The organism is Streptomyces sp. NPDC036815 (assembly GCF_055609205.1).
The window spans coordinates 59,567-77,834 of sequence record NZ_JBVJPW010000018.1; the positions used below are offsets into that span (position 1 = coordinate 59,567).

Here is an 18,268-nt window from a genome sequence, read left to right on the forward strand (position 1 = left end):
CCCCTGGGCGGCCGGATGGTCCGGCGCCGGGATGCCGCTACGAGGCGAACAACCGCACGGGCCAGGCCGCGTGCACCTCCGCGCCGATCTCCAGCAGCGGCGCCGACGCCGCGGGCAGCGCGTCGACGCCCTCCTCGACGACGCGTCTCGCCGCGTCGGCCGCCTGCCGCGCGACGTGGTCGAGGTCAGGAGCGAGCCGGGCCAGGACCGCCGTGGCGTCGAAGGGGTCCAGGCTGAGCAGCCGCACGGTGGCGGTCGCCGGGCCGCTGATCCCCTCGTACGCGGAGCAGTACGCGGCGTCGTCGGGGCCGAGCCCGGCGGACCGGGCGGCGAGGCCGAGGACGACGGGCTGGTGGGCGCCCTTGGGGAACTGCCGTGCCAGCGCGTCGAGTTCGGGGTGCGGCCAGGTGGCACGGGCGGCCCGCATCATCTGGCGGCCGAGCCGCCGCGCCGCTGCGCGCAGGGCGGGCGAGGGCGTCCGCGCGTCCGCGGCCTCGTCCAGGGTGCCGGGGTCGACGCCGAGGGCGGCGGCCGCGGCCAAGGCCGCCGACACGAGCCCGGAGGTGTGCAGCCGGCCTCGGCAGAAGTCCTCCAGGCTTGCGGCGCCGGTGATGCGTCCCGCCTTGACGGCGGCCTCCGCCCCGCCGGAGTGGGCGTGCCCTCCGGCGGGGAAGCGGCCGTCCGCGAGGACGAGGAATGCTGCTCGTGACATGGGAATCGTCGCCTGTGCGCTTCGGGGCCGTCAGAAGAGGAAGTACCGCTGAGCGAGCGGCAGTTCGGACGCGGGGGACGGCTCGACGAGTTCACCGTCGATGGTGACGGCGAAGCTGTCCGGGGCGACCTCGACCCGGGGCAGCGCGTCGTTCTCGCGCATGTCGGCCTTGCTGCGGCCGCGGGTGGAGTGGATCGCGGCGAACGGCTTGTCCAGGCCGAGGCGTTCCGGGAGCCCGTCGTCCAGGGCCGACTGCGTCACGAAGTTGATCGAGTTGAGGCCCGGCGCCCTGCCGTGCGCCCCGTACATGCGGCGCGGCAGGACCGGCTGCGGGGTCGGGATGGAGGCGTTGGCGTCGCCCATCTGCGCGTACGCGATCTGGCCGCCCTTGATGACGACCTGCGGCTTGACGCCGAAGAACGCCGGCTCCCACAGGACGAGGTCGGCGAGCTTGCCGCTCTCGACCGAGCCGATCTCGTGGTCGATGCCCTGGGCGACGGCCGCGTTGATCGTGTATTTGGCGACATAGCGACGTGCGCGACGGTTGTCGGCGCGGGTGTCCCCGGGCAGGAAGCCGCGGCGCCGCTTCATCACGTGGGCGGTCTGCCAGGTCCGCATGATGACCTCGCCGATGCGGCCCATGGCCTGGGAGTCCGAGGACATGATCGAGATGGCGCCGAGGTCGTGGAGGATGTCCTCCGCGCCGATCGTGGTGGGCCGGATGCGGGACTCCGCGAAGGCGAGGTCCTCGGGAACGGCCGGGTTGAGGTGGTGACAGACCATCAGCATGTCGAGGTGCTCCTCGACGGTGTTGACGGTGTGCGGCCGGGTCGGGTTGGTGGAGCTCGGCAGCATGTTGGGGAGCGAGACCGCCGTGATCATGTCGGGGGCGTGTCCGCCGCCCGCGCCCTCCACGTGGAAGGCGTGCAGGGTCCGGCCCGCGACCGCGTCGAACGTCGCGTCGATGAAGCCCGCTTCGTTCAACGTGTCGGTGTGGACGGCGAGCTGGGCGCCGGTCTCCTCACAGACGTTCAGGCAGGCGTCGATGCTGGCGGGCGTCGCGCCCCAGTCCTCGTGGATCTTGAAGCTGACGGCGCCGGCGCGGAGCTGGGCGTGCATCGACTCGGCGTTGACGGTGTTGCCCTTGCCGAGGAAGCCGATGTTGACCGGGCTCGACTCGAGCGCCGCGAACATCCGGGCGAGGTGCCAGGCGCCGGGTGTGATCGTGGTCGCCTTGCTGCCCTCGGCGGGGCCGGTGCCGCCGCCGAAGAGTGTGGTGACGCCGGAGGCCAGCGCCTCGTCGACGATGGTCGGCGAGATGAAGTGGATGTGGGTGTCGATGCCACCCGCGGTGAGGATCTTGCCGTTGCCCGCGATGACCTCGGTCTCGGGGCCGATGACGAGGTCGGGGTGGACGCCGTCCATCGTGTCCGGGTTGCCGGACTTGCCGACGCCGGTGATCCGGCCGTCGCGGATACCGATGTCGGCCTTGACGATCCCCCAGTGGTCGATGACCACCGCGCCGGTGATGACGGTGTCCGGGGCGCCTTCGGCGCGGGTGGTGCGGGACTGGCCCATGGACTCGCGGATGACCTTGCCGCCGCCGAACACCGACTCGTCGCCGGACCGGCCGGGGCCGCCCGAGCGGTCCTCCTCGATCTCGATGAGCAGGTCGGTGTCGGCGAGCCGGATCCGGTCACCGGTCGTGGGGCCGAAGAGATCGGCGTACGCGGCGCGGGACAGTTCAGGCATCGAGGGCACCTCCGGTCTCGCCGCGCAGACCGGGCACGACGCGCCTGCCGGCCAGCGGGACGAGTTCGACGTCGACGGGGATTCCGGGCTCGAAGCGCACCGCGGTTCCGGCGGCGATGTTGAGCCGCTTCCCGTGTGCGGCGCCGCGGTCGAAGTCCAGCCCCGGGTTGGCCTCGGCGAAGTGGTAGTGGGAGCCGACCTGGACGGGGCGGTCGGCGGCGTTGAGGACGGTGAGGCGGGTGACCTCGCGGCCTGCGTTGAAGGGGACGGGGTCGTCCGCGAAGAGGATCTCTCCGGGAACCATCCCGTGGCCGGTGCCGTGCGGTGCGGCGTGCATGAGGCGCGAACTCCCGTCAGACGATCGGCTCGTGAACGGTGACGAGCTTGGTGCCGTCCGGGAAGGTGGCCTCGACCTGGACGTCGTGGATCATCTCCGGGATGCCCTCCATGACGTCGTCACGGGTGAGGACCTTGCGTCCGGAGGACATGAGCTCAGCGACGGAGCGGCCGTCGCGGGCCCCTTCGAGGATGTGCGAGGTGATGAGGGCGATCGCCTCGGGGTGGTTGAGCAGCAGCCCCCGCGCCTTTCGCTTCTCGGCCACGTCCGCGGCCACATGGATGAGCAGTCTCTCCTGCTCGTGCGGGGTCAGTTGCACGCGTCCCACCTCAAAGTTCTCACTCCGAACCGTGCGGGGTCCGGCTGCCGCGGCCACCGCGACGGATATAGATGTAACACACAGCGAAGGCGCGCGATCTTGCGCACCCCGGATAGAAAATCCGCTGGTGGCGTGGCACGGGAAGGTAGTTGAGAGGAGTTTCAACGAGGTTAACCAGTCATTGACCGACTCATGACCGTCAGCAGGGCTGCGCCATACCCGTCACGGCACAACGCCCCTGCCGAGGCGTCTCGACAGGGGCGTTGTTGAAAGGAACACACTGCGCGGCCGCTCGTCCGCGGCCTTCATCGGCGAAGGAGGCCCAGCGACGAGGACATGCCGATCGCGCGGCCGGACAGCGACGACGCAACAGCTCCGTTACGTCGCGTCGGGCCCCCGGTGCTCGGCCGCGATGCCGAACCGCTGCCGCTCGGACGGAGTGGCCGACACGGAACCGACGGACGTGACGGTGCTGACCGTTCGCTCCTCCGGCGCGTCCGCGAGCCCTTCGAGACGCTCCAGGTCCTCGGCGGAGACGAGCGCCACGAGCGGCTTGCCGTGCCGGGTGACGACGACCCGCTCGCCGCCGTAGACGACGCGGTTGATCAGCTCGGCGAGCTCTGCGCGGGCTTGCGTCACCGGAATCTCGTAGGCCATGTCTCCAGCTTAGAGCCTGCGCCACACCCCCGGCCGGACCAGCGGGCGTCGTCGGTGCGTGCGATCACAAGGCGCCGGGAGGTCCCCGCGACCGTGGGCACCGAGCCGTCACCCTCCCGCATCTTCCGTACGTCCTGTACATTTTGTACGGAGCCCGGAGCGCATCGCGACCGGAGGAAGAGAGGCGCGCCATGAACTGTCCGTCCGCCCGCCACGTCCTGCCCGAATTCACCGAACGCACCAGCTCGGGGACGCGGGCCATGGACCCGTACTCCAAGCTCCTGGAGGAGCGGATCGTCTTTCTCGGCACCCCCGTCGACGCCACCTCGGCGAACGACGTGATGGCGCAGTTCATGCACCTCGAGCACCAGGCGCCGGATCGCGACATCTCGCTGTACATCAACTCCCCCGGCGGCTCCTTCACCGCGATGACCGCCATCTACGACACGATGCGGTTCGTCAGCTGCGACGTGGAGACGACGTGTCTGGGGCAGGCCGCGGCGGACGCCGCCGTCCTGCTCGCCGCCGGCACACCCGGCAAACGGTTCGCGCTGCCCGGCGCGCGGGTGCTGATCCACCAGCCCGCGCTCTCCGAACCGATCCAGGGCCAGACGACCGATCTGGCGATCCAGGCCGACGAAATCCTGCGCACCCGGCGGCTGTTGGAGCAGTTGCTCGTACGGCACACGGGGCAGGCTCCGGACCGGATCAGCGCGGACATCGAGCGGGACACGATTTTCGACGCCCGGTCCGCCGTGGAGTACGGGCTCGTGGACCGGATCATTCCGAACCGCAAGAGCTCGCTCGCCGAGCGCGACGCGAGGTGACCTGCCGATGCTGCCGCCGGAACTTCCGCCCCTGCCCGCCCTGACGCGCGCCGAGGCGGAGTTGATCGACCGCTATCTCGAAGTCGTCGATCTGCTCGGCCGGATCAACCCGGCCCGCGCCGAGCACACCTACGGCGGCCTGCGCGCCGCTCAGGCGCTGGTCGGCCGTGCGACCGCCCTGCGGGACGCGCTCGCCGTCATGCACCAGCGGGGCGAGACTGAGGTGCACGCGCCCACGCTCGCCCGGGCGCTGCGCGTCCTGGACGGCGAACGGCGCGCCGGACGGATCGCCCTGCCGCCTTCACCGGGCGGCTGAGCACCCGTCAACCGGCCGCCCCCAGAGGCCGCATCGTCCCGGCCCGCTCCGAAACGGACCAGTCGGGCTACCACGGACGGCGTATTCGAACATCCTTCGTCGCACGTTCTCCACTTGCGTCCAGCGAGTACAGCAGGGCTGGAATTTGACATTCCGTTGCTGGTCGAGCCGTCGTCGGATCACCCGCCGAGAGGTCCGATCCGCCCGTGTCCACCTGAACAGATCAGTCGTGAGGAGCCTCACAAAAGGCCGTTTCGGCTCGGTTTTCGGACCCATGTCGGGTCAAGATCCCTTTCGACGACAAGCCCCCGCCACAGCGGTGGGGCGGTCCGGGCGGACGCCGAGTCCTGCCGCCACCCGGATGACCGGTCGACATCTGTGCAACGGCAGGAGTGGAGGACCCAGGTACGACGGGCCCGTCCGGACAGCCCGGACGACGCCCTTGGGGTGAAGCCGCAGAGCACGACGCGGCCGGGCATCTTCGCCTGCCCGAACCCGACAGGTCATCTTTCACAGGCGGCTGACGAAGGGTTGCGCATGACCGCGCTGAATCATGTTCCGTCGCTGCTCAGCAGGACCGGTGCCGCATCGGTCCTCACGCTCGCCGTCGTAGGCGGCACCGTCGTTGCCCCCGGGCTCACGTCGGAGGCCCAGGCAGCCACCCATGGGACGAAGGCGCTCAAAATCGCGGCGTCCAAGAAGGGCTCCCCGTACGGCTACGGGGCGGTCGGCCCCCACCGGTTCGACTGCTCGGGCCTGACGCTCTACTCGTTCAAGCGGACGGGCAAGAAGCTGCCGCGCACCGCCGCCGCGCAGTACAACAAGACCAAGCACGTCTCCAGGTCCCAGCGGACCCGCGGCGACCTGGTGTTCTTCCACTCCGGGCGGAACGTCTACCACGTGGGGATCTACGCGGGCGGCAACCGCATCTGGCACGCCCCCAAGACGGGCACCGTCGTGCGCCTGGAGAAGATCTGGTCCAAGAGTGTCTGGTACGGGAGGGTGCGCTGACCCTGCCACGCGGCGCCCACGGGCGCCCGGCCGCCCACTGACCCGCTCCGTCACCCGGGTCCGTGGGCGGCGTCGCGGTGTCGGCGCTGGACCGGCGCCCGCCAGGGCAGCGCGATCCACACGGTCTTGCCTCCTTCCTCGGTGGGGCTGACCGAGAGCTTGCCGCCGCACTCGGCGGTCAGCCAGCGGATGATGACCAGGCCGCGGCCGTTGTCCTGCTGGACGGCCGCGGGCAGACGTTTCGGGTAGCGCGGGTGGCTGTCCGTGACGCCGATCCGCAGTTGCTCGTCCCGGTCAAGCTCCATGTCGACGGTGAAGGTGGGCGACTGCCCCAGGGTGTGCTGCACGGCGTTCGTGGCGAGTTCGGAGACGATGAGCCGGATCGTGTCGGTCACCTCGGCGTCGCCGGGCAGGCCCCATTCGGAGAGCACACGCGAGACGTATTTCCGGGCGGCGGGGACCGAGGCGGGTTCGCTCGGCAGGGTGACGGAAGCTTCCTGGTGATCTGCCATGGCGACGTTGTCCCTTTCCCACCGGGACCGGTCCCCGAATCGCGGCGGATGACTCGAGGACCGTCCCGGACTGGTGCTTCGCGCCAGACTGCCACTCCTTGGCCGGGCACGCGTGGCGATCCACCGAGATGTGCATATATCTGTCGCTCGATGCGGTGAACTCTGCTACGGCAGAGCGTATTTGGGCGAGGGACTCGCACTTCCTCTAATCTCGCCTACTGCCCCGCCTCGCCGCCGGGAGATCCGACGGCTCCGGCCGGAAGGAGACGGGCATGCAGTACGGCCCCGCGGTGCGCCGCCGCCAGCTCGGCGCCGAACTGCGCGCACTGCGCAGCGAAGCGGGTCTCACCAGCAGTGAGGCCGCCGCCAGGCTCGGCTGGCACCAGTCGAAAGTGAGCCGGATCGAGACGGGCCGCAGCGGCGTGAAGGCCTCCGACGTGCGGCGGCTGCTCGCGGCGTACGAGGTGCGGGACTCCCGGCGCAGCGAGCTGCTCATCGCGTTCGCGGGGGCCGACGATCCCGGTGCGGGGCGTCATCACTGGTGGCGGGCGTACCGCGACCTGTTGCCCGCCACCTACCGGGACTTCATCAGCCTGGAGTCGCAGGCGTGTTGGGTGCGCACACTCGAAACCACCGTGGTCCCGGGCCTGCTGCAGACCCCCGAGTACGCGCGCGCGGTGACCCGGGCGGCACTCGGCGGGCTGCCGGAGGAGCAGGTCGACGCCCTCGTGGAGGTGCGTCTGGCCCGCCAGGACGTGCTGCGCGCGGATCCGCCGGTACGGCTTGAGGTGGTCATGGACGAGGCGGTGCTGCGGCGGCCGGTGGGCGGGGCGCGGGTTCTCGCGGGGCAGTTGACACGGTTGCGGGAGGTGTCACTCCTGCCTCATGTCCGACTTCAGGTGCTGCCGTTCGCCGCGGGTGAGCACGCGGGCCTGATCGGTTCTTTCGTTATCTTTTCATTTCCGGACATTGCTGATCTGGATGTGGTTGTTCTCGACCATTTGACGAGTAGCCTCTACCTCGAACGGAAAGAAGACCTCCAGGCGTACACGGAGGCCTTCAACTCCCTTCAGGAACAGGCGCTTTCACCCGAGGAATCAACGGTATTCATCGCCGGGCTAGGCGACGGCGCGTAAGGAGGCACCATGACCGCAATGCCTCGGTACGTACCTTCCAGCACGACACTTCAAGGTGCGCGGTGGCAGCGCAGCAGCTACAGCAACGGAATGAACAACTGTGTCGAGACCGCCACCCTCGACCCGGGTTCGCCGACCGGCCTGCGGGCCGTGCGCGACTCGAAGAACATCGCAGGTCCCGCCCTGCTCATCTCCCCCGGCCCCTGGGAGACGTTCGTCAACAGCCTCCGCTGAGCGAGCCTCGGCCCCACGCGGGCCCGGAGCGGCTCATCGAGGTGCGCAGCGGCTGATCACCCGTACGGCACCGGCGATCTGCTCGTCGGTGAGATCCGCGCGGGCGGTCAGCCGCAGCCGTGAGATGCCGTCCGGCACCGACGGCGGACGGAAACAGCCCACGGCCAGGCCCTCGGCCCGGCAGTCGGCCGCCCAGCGGACCGCCTGCTCCGGCGACGGGGCGCGCACGGAGACGACAGCGGCGTCGGGGCGTACCGCCGAGAGACCCTCGGCCGTGAGGCGCCGGTGCAGCTCGGCCGCGACCTCGCGGGCGCGGGCCGCGCGTTCGGGCTCACGGCGCAGCAGGCGCAGGGCGGCGAGCGCGGCGCCGGCCGCGGCGGGCGCGAGGCCCGTGTCGAAGATGAAGGTGCGGGCCGCGTTCACCAGGTGCTCGACGACCCTGGCCGGGCCGAGGACGGCTCCGCCCTGGCTGCCGAGGGACTTGGAGAGGGTGAGCGTGACCACGGTGTCGGGCGCGCCCGCGAGCCCCACGGCGTACGGTGCGCCCCGGCCGCCGTCGCCGAGCACCCCGAGACCGTGCGCGTCGTCGATGATCAGCCCGGCCCCGGACGCGCGGCAGGCGGCGGCGAGTTCGGCCAGCGGCGCCATGTCCCCGTCGACCGAGAACACCGAGTCCGACACCAGGACGGCGGGGCCGTCGTGGGCGTCGAGCGTCTTGCGCACCGCTTCGGGGTCGGCGTGCGGCACCACCTGCGTCGCCGCGCGGGCGAGGCGGCAGCCGTCGATCAGGGACGCGTGGTTGCCCGCGTCGGAGACGATCAGTGAGCCGCCGGGGGCGAGCGCGGTGACGGCGGCGAGGTTCGCCGCGTAGCCGGAGGAGAAGACGAGCGCCGCCTCGAAGCCGCAGAACGCGGCGAGCTCGCGCTCCAGCTCCGCGTGCAGCTCCGTGGAGCCCGTGACGAGCCGGGATCCGGTGGCGCCGCCGCCCCAGCGCCGGGCCGCGGCGGCCGCGCCCTCGGTGACCTCCGGGTGCCGGGTCAGGCCGAGGTAGTCGTTTCCCGCCAGATCGAGGAGAGCGCCCGCGTCGGCCGGGCGCGGGCGCAGGGTGCGTACGAGGCCGGCGTCGGCGCGCCGCCGCGCCTGCTCGTCGAGCCAGCCGAACGCCTCGTCCGGCTCGGCGCCGGGTGCGCCGCCCGGCGCGTGGCCCGGCGCGGTGGACGCGCTCGTCACAGGGTGCCTGTTTGTAGACATTGCACAGACCTTAGCCGCCGTGCCACCCGGCCAGGGTGTGGCAATACTTACACCTCAAACCGCTTCTGTTGTGCGAACTCTCCTTGGCCCGGCAGGCTGCCGTGCGTAAGGATCAGCGCCATGGACCTGCTGAACACGCTGGTGGAAAAGGGGCTTCGGCGCGAACTGCCGACCCGTGAAGAGGCGCTGGCCGTACTGGCTACCTCCGACGACGATCTCCTGGACGTAGTGGCCGCCGCCGGAAAGGTGCGGCGGCAGTGGTTCGGACGACGGGTGAAGCTCAACTATCTGGTCAATCTCAAGTCGGGCCTGTGCCCCGAGGACTGCTCCTACTGTTCGCAGCGCCTCGGCTCCAAGGCCGAGATCCTGAAGTACACCTGGCTGAAGCCGGACGAGGCCTCGCAGGCCGCGGCGGCCGGGGTCGCGGGCGGCGCCAAGCGGGTCTGCCTGGTGGCCAGCGGCCGCGGCCCGACGGACCGCGACGTCGACCGGGTGGCGCAGACCATCGCGGCGGTCAAGGAGCAGAACGAGGGCGTCGAGGTGTGCGCCTGCCTCGGTCTGCTCTCCGACGGCCAGGCGGAGCGCCTGCGCGGCGCGGGCGCGGACGCCTACAACCACAACCTCAACACGTCCGAGGCGACGTACGCGGACATCACCAAGACGCACACGTACGCCGACCGCGTCGACACCGTCCAGAAGGCGCACTCTGCGGGCCTTTCGGCCTGCTCGGGGCTGATCGCGGGCATGGGCGAGAGCGACGAGGACCTCGTCGACGTCGTCTACGCGCTGCGCGAGCTCGACGCGGATTCCGTGCCGGTGAACTTCCTGATCCCGTTCGAGGGGACTCCGCTGGCCAAGGAGTGGAACCTCACGCCGCAGCGGTGTCTGCGGATCCTCGCGATGGTCCGCTTCGTCTGCCCGGACGTCGAGGTGCGCATCGCGGGCGGCCGCGAGGTCCATCTCCGCTCGATGCAGCCGCTCGCCCTGAACCTCGCCAACTCCATCTTCCTGGGCGACTACCTGACCAGTGAGGGCCAGGCGGGCAAGACGGACCTGGAGATGATCGCCGACGCCGGTTTCGAGGTCGAGGGCGCGGATCAGGTGACGCTGCCGCGGCACCGCGTGGACGCGGCGGCCGCCGCGGGGGGCTGCGGCTCGCACGCGGAGGCGGGCTGCGGCTCGCCCGACGAGGGCGGCTGCGGCTCGCACGCGGGCGGCGGCTGCGGCCCCTGCGGGACGGCCGGGCCCGTCGCGGAGCCGGTCGCCGAGCCCTCCGAGGCACGGACGGACCTGGTGGCGGTGCGGCGCCGGGGTGCGGGAACGGATCTCGCGCCCAATGCCTGACCTCTCCACCTCCGAGCTCCTCGCGCTCGACCGGCAGCACGTCTGGCACCCCTACGGGCCGATGCCGGGCCGCCAGGAGCCCCTGGTCGTCGAGTCGGCGAACGGCGTCCGGCTGCGCCTCGCGGACGGCGGTCCCGAGCTGATCGACGGCATGTCGTCCTGGTGGTCGGCGATCCACGGCTACAACCACCCCGTGCTCAACGACGCGGTGCGCGGCCAGTTGGACCGGATGAGCCACGTCATGTTCGGCGGGCTCACGCACGAGCCCGCCGTCCGGCTCGCGAAGCGCCTCGTCGACATGTCGCCCGAAGGTCTCGAGCACGTCTTCCTCGCCGACTCCGGCTCCGTCTCGGTCGAGGTCGCCCTCAAGATGTGCCTCCAGTACTGGCGCTCGCTCGGCCGGCCGGCGAAGCAGCGGGTGCTGACCTGGCGCGGCGGCTACCACGGGGACACCTGGCAGCCGATGTCCGTCTGCGACCCCGAGGGCGGCATGCACGAACTCTGGCAGGGCGTCCTGCCGCGCCAGGTGTTCGCCGACGCCCCGCCCGTGGAGTACGAGGAGGCGTACGCGGCCCATCTGCACGACATCGTCGGGCGCCACGCCCACGAGCTCGCAGCCGTGATCGTCGAGCCGGTGGTGCAGGGCGCGGGCGGCATGCGCTTCCACTCCCCCGCCTATCTGCGGGTGCTGCGCGAGGCGTGCGACGCGCACGACGTGCTGCTCGTCCTCGACGAGATCGCGACGGGCTTCGGCCGCACCGGGGCGATGTTCGCGGCGGACCACGCGGGCGTCACGCCCGACGTGATGTGCCTGGGCAAGTCGCTGACCGGCGGCTATCTGACGCTGGCCGCGACCCTGTGCACGCCGCGGGTCGCGGACGGCATCTCCCAGGGGGAGGTGCCGGTACTCGCGCACGGTCCGACGTTCATGGGCAATCCGCTGGCCACCGCGGTGGCCGGGGCCTCGATCGACCTGCTCGTCGGGCAGGACTGGCAGAGCGAGGTCAAACGCATCGAGTCGGGCCTGCGCGAGGGCCTGGCCGAGGCGGCGGAGCTGCCCTCCGTACGGGAGGTCCGCGTCCTCGGCGCCATCGGGGTCGTCCAGCTGGACCATCCGGTGGACATGGCGGCGGCGACGCGGGCCGCGGTGCGCGAGGGCGTATGGGTGCGGCCGTTCCGCGACCTGATCTACACGATGCCGCCGTTCATCACGGGGGACGACGACGTGGCGCGGATCGCGCGTGCGGTGTGCGCCGCGGCGAAGGAGGGCTGACATGACCGTGATCGTGGTGTCCGGAACGGGCACGGAGATCGGCAAGACGGTGACGACGGCCGCGGTGGCCGCCGTCGCGCTCGCGGCGGGCCGCAGCGTCGCCGTCCTCAAGGGCACCCAGACCGGCGTCGCGCCAGGCGAGCCGGGCGACGCGCAGGAGGTCGCGCGGCTGGCGGGCGACGCCGTCACGACGCTGGAACTCGCCCGGTTCCCCGAGCCGCTCGCGCCGAACACCGCCGCGCGCCGGGCCGGCCTGGCCCCCGTACGTCCCGCCGACGTGGCCGACGCGGCGGCGAAGCTGGCGACCGAGCACGACCTGGTCCTCGTCGAGGGCGCGGGCGGCCTGCTCGTCCGTCTCGACGACGAGGGCGGCACGCTGGCCGACACGGCCCGGCTGCTCGGCGCCCCGGTCCTCGTGGTCGCGACCGCGGGGCTCGGCACGCTCAACGCGACAACGCTGACCACGGAGGCGCTGCGGGCGCGCGGGATCGAGCAGTTCGGCGTCGTCGTCGGCAGCTGGCCCGCGGCGCCGGACCTGGCCTCCCGGTGCAACCTCGCCGACCTCCCGGAGGCGTCCGGCAGAAGTCTGCTCGGCGCGATCCCGGAGGGCTCGGGAACCCTCGAAGGCCCCGACTTCCGTACGCGGGCCGGGAGTTGGCTGGGACCGGAGCTGGGCGGCACGTGGAACGGAGCGGCGTTCACGGAGCGGGAAGCGCCCGCGGCGTGGTCCGCCGGGGACGCGCGGGAGCACTGAGCCACTGCACTCCCCGGGCGCGGGGCGGGCGGGGCGGTCGTGGCCGCGCCACCCGCCCCGCCCGCTCCGGTGGACTGCAGGCGTCAGGCGCCAGGCGCTTACTTCGGCGGGTTGAGCTTGCGGAAGTACGTCCAGCTGGTCTCGTTCGGCTCGCTCCACTTCTCCGGGGCGTGGGCGAACTCCGGATGCCGGTCGGCCACGTAGGCGCGCGTGCGCTCGGGGACCTCGGCGTACGAGCCGAGCTTGCGGCCCCGGCAGTGATAGGTGAGGCCGCCGGGCCGCTGACCGCGCGCCATCCACGGGAGCCACTGCGACATCCGGGTCCAGGACATGGTGGCCGGGACGCCGGGCGCCGTTCCGGCCAGCTCGGCGCGGTCCACGAAGAACTGGAAGAGCTCCAGGGCCCGGTACGTGTCACCGGCCGAGTGGAGCGGGTACTGGGCCACCGGCAGCGGCGAGGGGTAGGCCAGCGGGATCTCCAGACTGAAGCAGACCTGGTCGCCCAGTTCGGTCGTCGGGACCGGGAAAGGGCGCCATTTCTGGTTCGCGGGGTCGTTCCATATGTGCACCACCGGCAGGCCCTGCCAGGTCTCCAGGATCTCGCGGGTGGTGGGGTCCAGGTAGAACGCGGCCTCGCGGGTGAGCAGTTGGTAGGTGTCCGGGCCGTCCTCGGGGTCCTGGACGAGGCGGGCGACGTTGAGCCCCTCGAAGCCGAAGAGGCGCTGGTACGGCTCGTCGGGCGCCCAGGAGTACACATCTCCCGACCACCAGTACGTGACCTCCTCGCCGTCCAGTGAGGCCCGGGTGCGGGCGAGTGAGCGGAGGGACTCTGCGGGTGTCGTCATACGGAGTACTGTGCGCGATCTCCCGCGCCCGGTGACGACATCTCCGGCCGATGCGGCGGAGAACGGCCCCATCGGGCGCACCATGGCGGTATCCGCTCGCTCCGCCGAGGAGGGCCCATGTCACCTCGCTCCACCAGGTCCGCGTCCCGGGACGCCGTGCACCACCCCGTCTTCGCCCGCTTCTACGCACGTCGGAGCGTGGCCGCCGAGCCCGTGATCGGCGCGTACCGGCGGGAACTGCTCGCCGGGCTCTCCGGTCGGGTCATCGAGGTGGGGGCGGGCAACGGCCTCAACTTCGCGCACTGTCCGGGCGCGGTCTCCGAGGTCGTGGCGATCGAACCGGAGCGGATCCTGCGGCGGCTGGCGGTGTCCGCGGCCCTGCGTGCGGACGTGCCCGTCGACGTCGTGCCGGGCGCCGCCGAAGCCCTGCCCGTCAAGAGCGAGGCGTTCGACGCGGCCGTCGTATCCCTGGTGCTGTGCAGCGTGCGCGACGTGCTGCGCGCCCTGGGCGAGTTGCGGCGGGTGCTACGGCCCGGCGGTGAGCTGCGGTTCTTCGAGCACGGCCGCGCGCCGGGCACGTTGATGGCCGCCACCCAGCGCGTCCTGGACCGCACGGTGTGGCCGCCGCTGTTCGGCGGCTGCCACGTCGGGCGGGACACGCTGGGGGCGCTGCGCGCGGCCGGTTTCGAGATCGGCGAGCACCGTCGTCTCCTCGTACCCGCGAAGGGGCCGCGCCTGCCCACGTCGTACTGCGTGATCGGTACGGCGTTCAGGACTTCGTCGGATCACAGGCTCCACTGACGCAGTTCCTCCGCGATGGAGTGCACGCTCACGCCGTCCTCCTTCACCAGGCGGGCGAGGTCACGCACCTGCTCGGGCGAGGTGACGACCTTCAGGCCGCTGGAGACGAGGTAGGCGTACGCGACGGAGGCGGCGAAGAGCGCGTTGGAGCGTTCGAGCGCGGGGATGTGGAGCAGGAGCTGGAGGAGTGCCGCCGCGCGGTCGTGCGGGGTCTCGTAGACGGGCAGGCCGAATATCTCCGCCTCGTGGCGGCTGACGGCGGCGACGAGCGCGCCCCAGTCGGTGACCTGCGGGTCACCGGGCGTCTTGTGTTCGGCGATCATCAAGAGCCAGGCAAGGTCGATTCTGAGGTCCAACGGCTCAGCGACGACCTTCACGCATCGGGCGGCGGCCCTCGCGCTCGACGCCGAACTCCTCGGCGAAGACGGACTCGTACTGCTTCATGAAGTCGGCGGCGGCCTCGACGAAGGTGTGTCCCACTTCGCCCGAGTCCTGTTTGACGAGTTCTTCGATGTAGCGGTTGACGCTCATGCCCCGGGCCAGGGCGCGCTCCCGCGCGGCCCGGGCGGTGTCCTCGTCCACCCGCACGTTCAACTGGGTCTTCGCCATACCGTCAAGCTAGCGCCCAGGTGCTAGCACGACAAGGGCGCAGACCGTGCCCCTTACATACGTCTCGGGGGCGGGACCTCGGAGGGATACCGGACGCCCAGGTGGCCCACTACTCTCGGCGGGGTCACGGGAGTTGGCCCGGCCACAACCCAGGAGGCCGCCTTGTCCACACCTGCTTCGGCGCCGTTCGCAGGCCGTCCGGGGACCGCAACCGCCGCCGCCCGCGCCCGCGGTCTCACCAAGGCGTACGGCTCGGGCGAGACGACCGTCCTCGCCCTCGACGCGGTCGACGTGGACATCGCGCGCGAGCGCTTCACGGCGGTCATGGGCCCTTCCGGTTCGGGAAAATCCACGCTGATGCACTGCCTGGCCGGGCTCGACAGCGTCTCGGCGGGCCAGGTGTGGCTCGGGGACACGGAGATCACGGGCCTCAAGGAGCGCGAGCTGACCCGGCTGCGGCGGGACCGGATCGGGTTCATGTTCCAGTCGTTCAACCTCATCCCCACGCTCAACGCGCTGGAGAACATGACGCTCCCGATGGACATCGCGGGGCAGCGGCCCGACCAGGACTGGCTGGAGCACGTCATCGACACGCTGGGCCTGCGGGACCGTCTCAAGCACCGCCCCGCGCAGTTGTCCGGCGGCCAGCAGCAGCGGGTGGCCTGCGCGCGGGCCCTCGCCGCCGAGCCCGAGCTCATCTTCGCCGACGAGCCGACGGGCAACCTCGACTCGCGGGCCGGGCTCGAAGTGCTCGGGTTCCTGCGGGACGCGGTGGACCAGCTCGGCCAGACGGTCGTGATGGTGACCCACGACCCCGGCGCGGCCGCCCACTCCGACCTGGTCCTCTTCCTCGGCGACGGGCGGATCGTGGACGACATGGAACGCCCGACGGCCGACGCCGTCCTCGAACGCATGAAACGGTTCGACGCCCTGCAGGCGATGGCACCACCGGGCACGCCCGCGCCCACCGACCGTCCGTCCGAACAGAGCTGAGGTTGCCGCGGTGCTGAAGGCGACGCTGAGGAGCTTCCTCGCGCACAAGGGCCGGCTCATGCTCTCCGCGCTCGCCGTGATCCTCTCGGTGGCGTTCGTCGCGGGCAGCCTGATCTTCTCGGACACGGTGACCCGCACCTTCGACCGGCTGTTCGCCTCCACGTCGGCCGATGTGACGGTCGAGCCGAAGGACGACCTCGACGAGGCGGTGCCGTCCGGACGGACGGCGACGGTGCCCGCGCGCCTCAAGGAGCGGGTCACCGAGGTCGCCGGGGTCGCGGACGCGCACGTCGACGCGAAGGTGGAGAACATCACCATCGTCGACCGCGACAACGAATCCGTGGGCCCGACGACCGGCGCCCCCACCATCGCCACCAACTGGTACCCCTCCGACCGCAGCCCCGTGGAGCTCACCTCGGGCCATGCCCCGCGCGGCGCCGGTCAGGCGATGATCGACGCGGACACGGCCGACAAGAAGCACGTGGAGATCGGCGACAGGCTGACCGTCCTCGCGCGCCCCGGCTCGTTCAAGGTCGAGGTCGTCGGCATCGCCACGTTCACCACGACGAATCCCGGGGCCGCCCTCGTCTTCCTGGACACCTCGACCGCCCAGCGCGAGCTCCTGGGCTCGACGGACGTGGCGACAGGCATCTCGGTGACGGCCGCCAAGGGCGTCTCCGACACCACCCTCAAGCACCGCATCGCCGCCGAACTGGGCTCCGGCTACGACCTGGAGACGGCCGACGAACAGGCCGAATCCGCCGCGTCCGAGCTCGGCGGCTTCCTGGACGTCATCAAGTACGTGATGCTCGGCTTCGCCGGTGTCGCCGTGCTCGTCGGCATTTTCCTGATCGTCAACACCTTCTCCATGCTCATCGCGCAGCGCACCCGCGAGCTGGGGCTGCTGCGCGCGCTCGGCGCCGACCGCAGGCAGGTGCGCCGCTCCGTGCTCGTCGAGGCGCTGCTGCTCGGCCTGGTCGGCTCGACGCTGGGGCTCGCCGCGGGCATCGGCCTCGCCCTCGGCCTGATCGAGCTGATGGGCCTGTTCGGGATGAACCTGAAGTCCACGGAGATGGTCGTCGGCTGGGCGACGCCCGTCGCCGCGTACGTCGTCGGGGTCGGCGTCACGTTCGTCGCCGCGTACCTCCCGGCCCGGCGGGCCGCGCACGTCTCGCCGATGGCGGCGCTCGCCGACGCCGAGATCGCGGGCGTGGGGCGGCCGTTGAAGGTGCGGGCCGCCGCGGGCTCCGTCGTCGGGGCGGCCGGCGCCGCCGCCCTGGTGGGCTGCGCGCGGGCGGAGAAGACCTCGTCGGCGGCGTCCCTGCTCGGGCTCGGCATCGTCCTGACCCTGATCGCCACGGTCATCGCGGGCCCTCTCCTGGTCCGTCCGGTGATCCGGGTCCTCGGTGGCGTGTTCCCAGCGGTCTTCGGTTCGGTCGGCCGGATGAGCCAGCGCAACGCGCTGCGCAACCCGCGCCGCACGGGTGCCACGGCGGCCGCGCTGATGGTGGGGCTCGCGCTGGTCGGTGGCCTCTCGGTGGCCAGCGCCTCGATGACGAAGTCGTTCGACCGGCAGATAGACAAGACGCTCGGCGCCGACTTCGTGGTGCAGAACAGCAACTTCATGCCGTTCTCGCCGGAGATCACCGGGAAGGTCGAGCGCACGGACGGCGCGGGCCTCGTCGTGCGCCAGCGCTTCACCCCCATCGAGCTGGCGCTGCCCGACGGCAAGAAGGTCGAGACGACCGCCGCGGGTTACGATCCGCGGCTCGACGACGTCGCCAAGGTCACGTACGCGCGAGGGAGTTCACGCGCCGCGCTCGCGGCCGGCCGGATCGGCATGGACAAGGACTTCGCGGCGAAGCACGAGGTGCGCGTCGGCGACACGCTGCCCGTGCGGTTCCCCGGCGAGCGCGCGGCGAAGCTGACGGTCGGCGCGCTCACCGACCAGGACTCCCCCGAGGGGTTCGGGGTGGAGGGCGGGCTGTTCCTCGGGTTCGGCACGGTCGAGAAGTACGTGCCGGGCGGCCAGGACTCCGCACTGTTCGTCAACGCCGCGCCGGGCACGGACGCGGACACCCTGCGCGCGCGCCTGGACAGGACCCTCGACCCGTATCCGCAGGTGCAGGTGCGTGACCAGGCCGACTACAAGGAGCTGATCCGGCAGCAGATCGCCGTGATGCTCTACCTCGTCTACGCGCTCCTCGGCCTCGCGATCGTCATCGCGGTGCTCGGCGTGGTCAACACCCTCGCCCTGTCGGTCGTCGAGCGCACGCGGGAAATCGGGCTGCTGCGCGCCATCGGTCTCGGCCGGCGTCAGCTGCGCCGGATGATCCGCCTGGAGTCGGTGGTGATCGCGGTGTTCGGCGCGCTGCTCGGGCTCGCGCTCGGTCTGGTCTGGGGTGTCGCCGTGCAGCAGGTCCTAGCGCTGCAGGGGATGAAGGAGCTGGCGTTCCCCTGGACGACCATCGTCGCGGTGGTGATCGGTTCGGTGGTCGTCGGCCTCGCGGCGGCGCTGCTGCCCGCACTCCGCGCCTCCCGCATGAACGTACTGGCGGCCATCGCGCACGAGTGAACGGCCGACG

Annotated in this window: 21 protein-coding genes and 1 riboswitch; of the genes, 11 read left to right on the forward strand and 10 right to left on the reverse strand. The window is 71.5% G+C overall.

Annotated elements, in window-relative coordinates:
• Window positions 1-37 precede the first annotated feature (37 nt).
• The 5 genes from ACZ69I_RS29280 to ACZ69I_RS29300 form a co-directional block, all read right to left on the reverse strand.
• Complete coding sequence (locus ACZ69I_RS29280; protein ID WP_467681211.1) at window positions 38-712, reverse strand: urease accessory protein UreF; 675 nt, start codon at window positions 710-712, stop codon at window positions 38-40.
• A gap of 30 nt (window positions 713-742) precedes the next feature.
• The gene (locus ACZ69I_RS29285) at window positions 743-2,464 is read right to left on the reverse strand and encodes an urease subunit alpha (protein ID WP_470835590.1); all 1,722 of its coding nucleotides are present in this window, start codon (window positions 2,462-2,464) and stop codon (window positions 743-745) included.
• On the reverse strand, window positions 2,457-2,768 hold the full coding sequence (locus ACZ69I_RS29290) for an urease subunit beta (protein ID WP_467681408.1): 312 nt from the start codon (window positions 2,766-2,768) through the stop codon (window positions 2,457-2,459). The genes ACZ69I_RS29285 and ACZ69I_RS29290 overlap by 8 nt, the downstream gene beginning before the upstream one ends.
• A 49-nt stretch (window positions 2,769-2,817) precedes the next feature.
• The gene (locus ACZ69I_RS29295) at window positions 2,818-3,120 is read right to left on the reverse strand and encodes an urease subunit gamma (protein ID WP_467681215.1); all 303 of its coding nucleotides are present in this window, start codon (window positions 3,118-3,120) and stop codon (window positions 2,818-2,820) included.
• Between the two features lie 378 nt (window positions 3,121-3,498).
• Complete coding sequence (locus tag ACZ69I_RS29300) at window positions 3,499-3,777, reverse strand: type II toxin-antitoxin system Phd/YefM family antitoxin (RefSeq protein WP_467681217.1); 279 nt, start codon at window positions 3,775-3,777, stop codon at window positions 3,499-3,501.
• Window positions 3,778-3,968: 191 nt separating this feature from the next.
• Here ACZ69I_RS29300 and ACZ69I_RS29305 point away from each other — a divergent pair, with 191 nt between their 5' ends.
• The 3 genes from ACZ69I_RS29305 (at window position 3,969) to ACZ69I_RS29315 (ending at window position 5,931) form a co-directional block, all read left to right on the forward strand.
• The gene (locus ACZ69I_RS29305) at window positions 3,969-4,604 is read left to right on the forward strand and encodes an ATP-dependent Clp protease proteolytic subunit (protein WP_467681219.1); all 636 of its coding nucleotides are present in this window, start codon (window positions 3,969-3,971) and stop codon (window positions 4,602-4,604) included.
• Between the two features lie 7 nt (window positions 4,605-4,611).
• Window positions 4,612-4,920 (forward strand): hypothetical protein, encoded by a 309-nt coding sequence (locus ACZ69I_RS29310; RefSeq protein WP_467681221.1) that lies wholly within the window; start codon window positions 4,612-4,614, stop codon window positions 4,918-4,920.
• Window positions 4,921-5,277: 357 nt separating this feature from the next.
• Window positions 5,278-5,454, forward strand: a riboswitch (cyclic di-AMP (ydaO/yuaA leader).
• Between the two features lie 3 nt (window positions 5,455-5,457).
• Complete coding sequence (locus ACZ69I_RS29315) at window positions 5,458-5,931, forward strand: C40 family peptidase (RefSeq protein WP_467681223.1); 474 nt, start codon at window positions 5,458-5,460, stop codon at window positions 5,929-5,931.
• Window positions 5,932-5,981: 50 nt separating this feature from the next.
• Here the strand turns inward: ACZ69I_RS29315 and ACZ69I_RS29320 are convergent, their stop codons facing one another.
• On the reverse strand, window positions 5,982-6,443 hold the full coding sequence (locus tag ACZ69I_RS29320) for an ATP-binding protein (RefSeq protein WP_470835592.1): 462 nt from the start codon (window positions 6,441-6,443) through the stop codon (window positions 5,982-5,984).
• 272 nt (window positions 6,444-6,715) lie between these two features.
• Between ACZ69I_RS29320 and ACZ69I_RS29325 the strand changes: the two genes are divergently transcribed.
• Together ACZ69I_RS29325 and ACZ69I_RS29330 are read left to right on the forward strand one after the other, a co-directional pair.
• Window positions 6,716-7,579: a helix-turn-helix domain-containing protein gene (locus ACZ69I_RS29325; protein ID WP_470835593.1), complete on the forward strand. Its 864-nt coding sequence runs from the start codon at window positions 6,716-6,718 to the stop codon at window positions 7,577-7,579.
• A 9-nt stretch (window positions 7,580-7,588) separates the two neighbouring features.
• The gene (locus tag ACZ69I_RS29330; protein ID WP_467681229.1) at window positions 7,589-7,813 is read left to right on the forward strand and encodes a DUF397 domain-containing protein; all 225 of its coding nucleotides are present in this window, start codon (window positions 7,589-7,591) and stop codon (window positions 7,811-7,813) included.
• 33 nt (window positions 7,814-7,846) lie between these two features.
• Here the strand turns inward: ACZ69I_RS29330 and ACZ69I_RS29335 are convergent, their stop codons facing one another.
• Window positions 7,847-9,064 carry an 8-amino-7-oxononanoate synthase gene (locus ACZ69I_RS29335; RefSeq protein ID WP_470835595.1) on the reverse strand — a complete coding sequence of 406 codons (1,218 nt, stop codon included), beginning with the start codon at window positions 9,062-9,064 and terminating at the stop codon, window positions 7,847-7,849.
• 120 nt (window positions 9,065-9,184) lie between these two features.
• Here ACZ69I_RS29335 and bioB point away from each other — a divergent pair, with 120 nt between their 5' ends.
• From bioB to bioD, 3 genes are read left to right on the forward strand one after another with little or no spacing between them, the layout of a single operon-like run.
• On the forward strand, window positions 9,185-10,408 hold the full coding sequence (bioB, locus tag ACZ69I_RS29340) for a biotin synthase BioB (RefSeq protein ID WP_470835597.1): 1,224 nt from the start codon (window positions 9,185-9,187) through the stop codon (window positions 10,406-10,408).
• The gene (locus ACZ69I_RS29345) at window positions 10,401-11,681 is read left to right on the forward strand and encodes an adenosylmethionine--8-amino-7-oxononanoate transaminase (protein ID WP_470835598.1); all 1,281 of its coding nucleotides are present in this window, start codon (window positions 10,401-10,403) and stop codon (window positions 11,679-11,681) included. Before bioB ends, ACZ69I_RS29345 begins: the two co-directional genes overlap by 8 nt.
• A gap of 1 nt (window position 11,682) precedes the next feature.
• On the forward strand, window positions 11,683-12,435 hold the full coding sequence (bioD, locus tag ACZ69I_RS29350) for a dethiobiotin synthase (RefSeq protein ID WP_470835599.1): 753 nt from the start codon (window positions 11,683-11,685) through the stop codon (window positions 12,433-12,435).
• A gap of 98 nt (window positions 12,436-12,533) precedes the next feature.
• On the opposite strand, the gene ACZ69I_RS29355 is transcribed toward bioD, so the two are convergent.
• Window positions 12,534-13,280: a DUF1838 family protein gene (locus ACZ69I_RS29355; protein WP_470835601.1), complete on the reverse strand. Its 747-nt coding sequence runs from the start codon at window positions 13,278-13,280 to the stop codon at window positions 12,534-12,536.
• Between the two features lie 117 nt (window positions 13,281-13,397).
• Between ACZ69I_RS29355 and ACZ69I_RS29360 the strand changes: the two genes are divergently transcribed.
• On the forward strand, window positions 13,398-14,081 hold the full coding sequence (locus ACZ69I_RS29360) for a class I SAM-dependent methyltransferase (RefSeq protein WP_470835603.1): 684 nt from the start codon (window positions 13,398-13,400) through the stop codon (window positions 14,079-14,081).
• Here ACZ69I_RS29360 and ACZ69I_RS29365 read toward each other — a convergent pair.
• Both ACZ69I_RS29365 and ACZ69I_RS29370 read right to left on the reverse strand, forming a co-directional pair.
• A complete protein-coding gene (locus ACZ69I_RS29365; protein WP_467681243.1) occupies window positions 14,066-14,437 on the reverse strand; it encodes a fic family toxin-antitoxin system, toxin component in 372 nt (123 codons plus the stop codon). The genes ACZ69I_RS29360 and ACZ69I_RS29365 overlap by 16 nt on opposite strands.
• 4 nt (window positions 14,438-14,441) lie before the next feature.
• Window positions 14,442-14,690, reverse strand: coding sequence for an antitoxin (locus ACZ69I_RS29370; RefSeq protein WP_467681245.1), 249 nt, complete (start codon window positions 14,688-14,690; stop codon window positions 14,442-14,444).
• A gap of 162 nt (window positions 14,691-14,852) precedes the next feature.
• On the opposite strand from ACZ69I_RS29370, the gene ACZ69I_RS29375 reads away from it, so the two are divergent.
• Together ACZ69I_RS29375 and ACZ69I_RS29380 are read left to right on the forward strand one after the other, a co-directional pair.
• The gene (locus ACZ69I_RS29375) at window positions 14,853-15,683 is read left to right on the forward strand and encodes an ABC transporter ATP-binding protein (protein WP_470835604.1); all 831 of its coding nucleotides are present in this window, start codon (window positions 14,853-14,855) and stop codon (window positions 15,681-15,683) included.
• A 10-nt stretch (window positions 15,684-15,693) separates the two neighbouring features.
• Complete coding sequence (locus tag ACZ69I_RS29380; RefSeq protein ID WP_470835605.1) at window positions 15,694-18,258, forward strand: ABC transporter permease; 2,565 nt, start codon at window positions 15,694-15,696, stop codon at window positions 18,256-18,258.
• Window positions 18,259-18,268 lie beyond the last annotated feature (10 nt).